Raw genomic sequence first — 6,074 nt, forward strand, 5'->3', positions numbered from 1 at the left:
GGCGGCCGGTGCGGCGGGACGCACCTGGATATCGGGGCTACCTGGGTATCGGGGCCACCTGGGTATCAGGGCCTACGCGAGCAGGTCGTCCACGTGCGCCTCGCCCTCTCGATACCTTCGGGTGATCTCCGCACCGCAGTCGTCCGCCGTGCGCTGGAGCTCCCGCCGCCGCCGCGAGATCTGCCGCTCGCAGCCGACCAGACGGGCCATCGCACCGGTCAACTCCTCGTCCGTACGCGCCTGGAGGTCGGACAGGCCGACCTCGGCGAGCGTCTCCTCGGCCAGCCGCCGGGACTCCACCCCCTGCGGAGTACCGAGCGTCACATGCCGGGCGGAGGAGCGGTGCCCTGGCGGGCCGTCGACCAGGATCTCCGGCAACAGGTCCACCAGCGCGGCCGGGGGCCGGGCCTCCTCGTCCACCGCCCCCGGCGAGCCGGGGGCCGAACGGCGGTTCAGCTCGGCGTGGAGGATGTCGATCCGGCCCTGCAGCAGTCTGCGTACATAGCTCAGATCCGCCTCCTCGCTCTGGGCCGAGCGGCGCAGCGCCCGTAGCTCCGTCAGCCGCAGCCCGGCCGGCGAGTCGGCCTGCCGGCCGCCGCGCTGGCTCGGCGGCCTCGGCGGCTGCGCTCCGGGCAGTGCGGGTAGTGCAGGCAGTCCCGGCTGCTGCAAGTCCGTCGGCTGGAATCCCGGCTGCTGCAGGGCCTCGGTGGCCGCCTGGAGCAGGTCGCCGTTCTCCGGGCGCGTCGATGCGGGCCCGGGCGGCTGCCCGGTGCCGGATGTGATCATGCGGTTTCCGTCCCCTCCATGCGGTGCTACGCGAGCTGATCGCGTTGTGCCCATTGCGCACCGCTTGCACGCATCGTGCCACTGTGTACGGTCCGTCCGCAGCGCGCTTCCACCCGATCGGCCCCGGAAGGAGGCAGGGCATGATGGACCGTATGCGTGCTGTGGTACAGAGGGTGAACGGGGCGAGCGTCGTCGTGGACGGCGAGACGGTCGGGGAGATCGTCGGCCAGGGGCTGTGCGTCCTGGTCGGGGTGACGCATGACGACACCCCGGAGAAGGCGGCGCAGCTGGCCCGCAAGCTGTGGTCCGTACGCATCCTGGAGGGCGAGAAGTCCTGTTCGGACCTGGCCGCTCCGCTGCTGGTCATCAGCCAGTTCACGCTGTACGGCGACGCCCGCAAGGGCCGCCGGCCCACCTGGAACGCGGCCGCGCCGGGCGAGGTCGCCGAGCCGCTGGTGGACGAGGTCGTGGCGCGGCTGCGGGAGCTGGGCGCGCATGTGGAGACGGGCCGGTTCGGAGCGGACATGAAGGTCACGCTCACGAACGACGGCCCGTTCACGGTGATCGTCGAGGTCTGAGACCCCGCCTACGACTTTCTCTACGGTTCGACGACGACCTCTTGTGCCGCGGCTGTCGTATCCACGATGAGCGCCGCGTCCACCGGCACGTTCCGCTTCACCAGCGCCAGGGCGATCGGCCCCAGCTCGTGATGGCGGGCCGAGGTCGTCACAAAGCCCAGCGTGCGTCCCGCCGCGCCCTCCGAGGCGAGCCGTACGGGTGCGCCGTGGCCGGGCAGCGTCACCTCGCTGCCGTCCAGATGGAGGAAGACCAGCCGCCGGGGCGGCTTGCCCAGGTTCTCCACCCGGGCGACGGTCTCCTGGCCGCGGTAGCAGCCCTTGTGGAGATGTACGGCGCTGCCGATCAGGCCCAGCTCATGGGGGATCGTCCGGTGGTCGGTCTCCAGGCCGAGCCGCGGGCGGTGCGCCTCGACGCGCAGCGCCTCGTACGCCAGCACGCCGGCCGGCGGGCCGCTCGCCGCGGCGAAGGACTCCAGATCGGCGCGGGGCAGGAACAGGTCCCGGCCGTACGGGGTCTCGCGGACGGCGGCACCCTCGGGGGCCTCGGCGATACTGCCCGCCGGGAGGTGGACGACCGCGAACTCCTCGGTGCGGTCGGCGATCTCCACCCGGTAGAAGAACTTCATGCTCTCCAGGTACGCGAGCAGATCGCCCTGGGTGCCGGGCTCCACATGGGCCCAGGTGGTCTCGCCGTCGTCGACTATGTAGAGCGCGTGTTCGATATGGCCGTGCGGGGAGAGGATCAGCGCCTCCGTGGCCTGACCGGCCGGGAGTTCGCTCACATGCTGGGTGAGCAGCAGATGCAGCCAGCTCAGCCGGTCCGGGCCGGCGACCGTGACCACACCGCGGTGCGAGAGGTCCACGAAGCCGGAGCCGTCGGCGAGCGCGCGCTGCTCGCGGAACAGGTCGCCGTAGTGCGCGGCGACGCCTTCGTCGGGGCCCTCGCCGGGGACGGCGCCGGGCAGCGACAGCAAAGGGCTCTTCATGAGCTCAGCCTACGACTCGGCCCGGGCGGGGACCTGACCTAGGACCCCGGCGTAGGACCAGGGTCGTCGTCCGCTCGATCGGCTGAACACTTGGCGCAGCGGCCGAAGATCGCGAAGTGCTTCATATCGGTGTCGAAGCCGAAGCTCGCCCGCAACTGCCGGACGAACGGCTCGGCCACCGACAGATCGGCCTCGATCACATCCGTGCAGTCCCGGCAGACCATGTGGATGTGGTGGTGCCGGTCGGCCAGGTGGTACGTGGGGGCGCCGTGCCCGAGGTGGGCATGGCTGACCAGCCCCAGCTCCTCCAGCAGCTCCAGGGTGCGGTAGACCGTGGAGATGTTGACGCCGCTGGCGGTGCGGCGCACCTCGGTGAGGATGTCGTCCGGGGTGGCGTGCTCGAGGTGGTCGACGGCCTCGAGCACGAGCTGGCGCTGCGGCGTCAGGCGATAGCCGCGCTCCCGCAGATCTGTCTTCCAGTCGGTGGTCGCCACGGTGCCCAGTGTAGGGCGGTCGGTCGGCGGTCCGTCGGCGGTCGGTCAGCGGAAGAAGGCGATGCCGTCGTCCGGGAGGTCCTTGAGGTCCTTGGCCCATTCGCGCGGGTCCACGACCTTCTTCAGATGCGCGGACATGTACGGCCGCAGCGGCACCTCCGGGGTGGCCTTCTCGCCGACCCACATCAGATCGCTCTTGACGTAGCCGTAGAGCCGCTTGCCGCCGGAGTACGGGCCGGAGGCGGCGGTACGGGCCACGGCGTCCGTCACCACGTCGATCTGCGGTTTGCCCTCCGCCAGCTCGCCGTACCAGACCTCGACGACGCCCTGGTCGCGGATCATGACGATCTCGACCTTGCGGTCCTTGTCGATCCGCCAGAAGCCGTACTCGCTCTCCAGCGGGCGGACCTTCTTGCCTTCGCCGTCGAGCACCCAGGTGTGCGAGATGTACTCCAGGAAGTCGCGGCCGTCGTGGGTGAAGGTCACTTCCTGCCCGAAGTTGCACTTCTCGGTCCCCGGGAAGTCATAGACGCCCGCGCCCTCCCAGTTGCCGAGGAGGAAGACGAGCGGTACGAGGTCCGGGTGGAGGTCGGACGGGATCTCGATCATGAATCCAGGTGATCTGTGGGAAGGGGCGGGGGAGGGGTGGGTCAGCGCTGGCCCTGGTACAGCTTCTTCCAGGTCAGCGCGGCGAAGCCGAGGGTGGCGACGACGACCAGGATCATCAGCGTGGTGAAGACTGCCTCAAGCACGAGCGCGCTCCTTGGAGGAGTGGGACGTTCCGTTGGGACTCGCGGAACGGTCATGGACCGGGGCCGAGTCTAGTCGCCGGTGCGTTGACCGGCTCTTCGAGGTCTCCCGTGCGGGGGAGGGCTGTGGGGGAGGCCGCGGGGGAGGCATCCGGCCCGGCCTAGGCTGGCCGTATGGCGAAGAAGCTGGTGATCAAGGTGACGGCGGGCGCGGACGCGCCCGAGCGGTGCTCCCAGGCGTTCACGGTGGCGGCGGTGGCCGCGGCGAGCGGTGTGGAGGTCTCGCTGTGGCTGACGGGGGAGTCGTCCTGGTTCGCGCTCCCGGGGCGCGCGGCGGAGTTCGAGCTGCCGCATGCGGCGCCGCTGCCGGAGCTGATCGAGGGCATCCTCGCGGGCGGCACGATCACGGTGTGCTCGCAGTGCGCGGCCCGCCGGGACATCGAGGAGAAGGACCTCATCGAGGGTGCCCGGATAGCGGGGGCACAGGTGTTCGTCAGCGAGATCATGCCGGAGGGCGTACAGGCGCTCGTCTACTGATCTCTCGTCTGCTGATCTAGCGGCGGTGGTTGTACTCGTCCAGCTCCCGCCACCAGCGGTCGGACTCCTCGTCGCCCGACTCGTCCCACCACCGGTCGTCCGGGCCCCTGCGGTTGGCCACGATGGCGGCGAGCGGCGGGATCACCATGGCGATGATGCACATCACGACGGCGGCCGGGACGGACCACAGGCGCACGAATCCCCATGCCGAGATGAAGAGCGTCAGACACGCGCCCATCAGGATGAAGTATGCGTGGCGGCGTCGCGCGTACATACGACCAGGATACGTCCGGGGGCGCCGCCCGGACAGCCGTGAGACGGTCCCCGAACAGCCCAGAGGGCCGCACCCCGCCGAGGCGTCCAACCCCGGGGCGCGGCCCTCCTCACCGTTGACGCGAGGTGCGCGTCAGACGGCGATGGCGACCTCCGCCAGGCCACCCTTCTGGGCGACGACGGTACGGTCCGCGGTCGCGCCCGGGACCAGGGCGCGCACGGTCCACGTGCCCTCGGCCGCGTAGAAGCGGAACTGGCCGGTCGCCGAGGTCGGGACCTCGGCGGTGAACTCACCGGTGCTGTCCAGCAGCCGGACGTAGCCGGTGACCGGCTCGCCGTCGCGGGTCACCGATCCCTGGATGGTGGTCTCGCCGGGCTTGATGGTCGACGCGTCGGGGCCGCCGGCCGTTGCTCCACACATGGGTGACTGTCCTTACGTTCGGGGAGATCGGGGAGGGGGAGGGAGGGTCAGCTGTTGGCGCCCAGCTCGATCGGCACGCCGACGAGGGAGCCGTACTCGGTCCAGGAGCCGTCGTAGTTCTTGACGTTGGTCTGGCCCAGCAGCTCGTGCAGGACGAACCAGGTGTGAGCGGAGCGCTCACCGATGCGGCAGTAGGCGATGGTGTCCTTCGACAGGTCGACGCCCTCGCCCTCGTAGAGCTCCTTGAGCTCGTCGTCGGACTTGAAGGTGCCGTCGTCGTTGGCGGACTTCGACCAGGGGATGTTGCGGGCGGTCGGCACGTGGCCCGGCCGCTGCGACTGCTCCTGCGGGAGGTGCGCCGGGGCGAGCAGCTTGCCGGAGAACTCGTCGGGGGAGCGGACGTCCACCAGGTTCAGCGAGCCGATGGCCGCCACGACGTCGTCGCGGAAGGCGCGGATCGAGGCGTCCTGGGCCTTGGCCTTGTACTCGGTCTTCGCCCGGGACGGGACCTCGGCGACCAGGTCGCGGGAGTCGAGCTCCCACTTCTTGCGGCCGCCGTCGAGGAGCTTCACGTCCTGGTGGCCGTAGAGCTTGAAGTACCAGTAGGCGTAAGAGGCGAACCAGTTGTTGTTGCCGCCGTAGAGCACGACCGTGTCGTCGTTGGCGATGCCCTTCTCGGACAGCAGCTTCTCGAAACCGGCCTGGTCGACGAAGTCGCGGCGCACCGGGTCCTGGAGGTCCTGCCGCCAGTCGATCCGGATGGCGTTCTTGATGTGGTTCTTGTCGTAGGCAGAGGTGTCCTCGTCGACCTCCACGATGACCGTCTTGGGGTCATCGATGCGGGCCTGTACCCAGTCGGCGTCAACCAGGACGTCGCTGCGGCTCATGTTTCTCTCCTCCGGGGCAGTTGCGGCGGTACGGGTACGCGTCGGTATGCGGGCTACGCGCGGTTCGGTAGCGAGCGTACGAACGGAGTGCGGGCGGGCTCGGCTGACGGGCCGAAAGGAGCGGGGCCGATGAGGCGGGAAAGGAGCGGGCCGCGCGTCCTCGTCAGACGGCGCGACAGAGCATGGCGGCCACGCGGCACAGGTCTACTGCCCGCCGCTTCGTGAGATCCGCCTGTCGCTTCATGCGTCCGATCGTAGGGACGGACTGGCGGGCATGTCACCGGTGTGTCGGATGATGAGACGGGATTGTCCGCGATGTGAAACGAGAGGGGCGTCCGGTGCCCCGCCGCGTGGTCGGCGGGC

At 70.1% G+C, this 6,074-nt stretch carries 10 protein-coding genes; 2 read left to right on the plus strand and 8 right to left on the minus strand.

Translation table 11 applies throughout. The annotated features are described in order from the left end of the window. Positions 1 to 72: 72 nt before the first annotated feature. On the minus strand, positions 73 to 786 hold the full coding sequence (locus tag ACFV2X_RS45785) for an ABC transporter substrate-binding protein (protein WP_385627943.1): 714 nt from the start codon (positions 784 to 786) through the stop codon (positions 73 to 75). A gap of 152 nt (positions 787 to 938) precedes the next feature. On the opposite strand from ACFV2X_RS45785, the gene dtd reads away from it, so the two are divergent. Further along, a complete protein-coding gene (gene dtd, locus ACFV2X_RS45790; RefSeq protein ID WP_014177653.1) occupies positions 939 to 1,364 on the plus strand; it encodes a D-aminoacyl-tRNA deacylase in 426 nt (141 codons plus the stop codon). A 20-nt stretch (positions 1,365 to 1,384) separates the two neighbouring features. On the opposite strand, the gene ACFV2X_RS45795 is transcribed toward dtd, so the two are convergent. Genes ACFV2X_RS45795 through ACFV2X_RS45805 form a run of 3 tightly spaced genes read right to left on the minus strand, consistent with a single transcriptional unit; the run spans position 1,385 to position 3,453 of the window. Then, positions 1,385 to 2,350 carry a YgfZ/GcvT domain-containing protein gene (locus ACFV2X_RS45795; protein ID WP_385627944.1) on the minus strand — a complete coding sequence of 322 codons (966 nt, stop codon included), beginning with the start codon at positions 2,348 to 2,350 and terminating at the stop codon, positions 1,385 to 1,387. 38 nt (positions 2,351 to 2,388) lie between these two features. Next, positions 2,389 to 2,844, minus strand: a complete 456-nt coding sequence (locus ACFV2X_RS45800; protein WP_385627946.1) for a Fur family transcriptional regulator — start codon at positions 2,842 to 2,844, stop codon at positions 2,389 to 2,391. 45 nt (positions 2,845 to 2,889) lie between these two features. Then, positions 2,890 to 3,453, minus strand: a complete 564-nt coding sequence (locus ACFV2X_RS45805; protein WP_089512488.1) for an FABP family protein — start codon at positions 3,451 to 3,453, stop codon at positions 2,890 to 2,892. Positions 3,454 to 3,767: 314 nt separating this feature from the next. Between ACFV2X_RS45805 and ACFV2X_RS45810 the strand changes: the two genes are divergently transcribed. After that, positions 3,768 to 4,130, plus strand: coding sequence for a DsrE family protein (locus ACFV2X_RS45810; RefSeq protein ID WP_385627948.1), 363 nt, complete (start codon positions 3,768 to 3,770; stop codon positions 4,128 to 4,130). 16 nt (positions 4,131 to 4,146) lie between these two features. Here ACFV2X_RS45810 and ACFV2X_RS45815 read toward each other — a convergent pair whose 3' ends face one another. The 4 genes from ACFV2X_RS45815 to ACFV2X_RS45830 all read right to left on the minus strand — a co-directional run bounded on the left by ACFV2X_RS45815 (position 4,147) and on the right by ACFV2X_RS45830 (position 5,955). Beyond that, entirely contained in the window at positions 4,147 to 4,404 is a 258-nt protein-coding gene (locus ACFV2X_RS45815) for a DUF3099 domain-containing protein (RefSeq protein ID WP_358630335.1), read from the minus strand. A 132-nt stretch (positions 4,405 to 4,536) separates the two neighbouring features. Beyond that, positions 4,537 to 4,824 (minus strand): DUF1416 domain-containing protein, encoded by a 288-nt coding sequence (locus ACFV2X_RS45820; protein ID WP_014177646.1) that lies wholly within the window; start codon positions 4,822 to 4,824, stop codon positions 4,537 to 4,539. 47 nt (positions 4,825 to 4,871) lie between these two features. Further along, entirely contained in the window at positions 4,872 to 5,711 is an 840-nt protein-coding gene (locus tag ACFV2X_RS45825; protein WP_385627951.1) for a sulfurtransferase, read from the minus strand. A 163-nt stretch (positions 5,712 to 5,874) separates the two neighbouring features. Continuing rightward, positions 5,875 to 5,955: a putative leader peptide gene (locus tag ACFV2X_RS45830; protein ID WP_350962106.1), complete on the minus strand. Its 81-nt coding sequence runs from the start codon at positions 5,953 to 5,955 to the stop codon at positions 5,875 to 5,877. Between the last annotated feature and the right edge of the window lie 119 nt (positions 5,956 to 6,074).

This window comes from Streptomyces sp. NPDC059679, from assembly GCF_042734105.1.
Classification (GTDB): domain Bacteria; phylum Actinomycetota; class Actinomycetes; order Streptomycetales; family Streptomycetaceae; genus Streptomyces.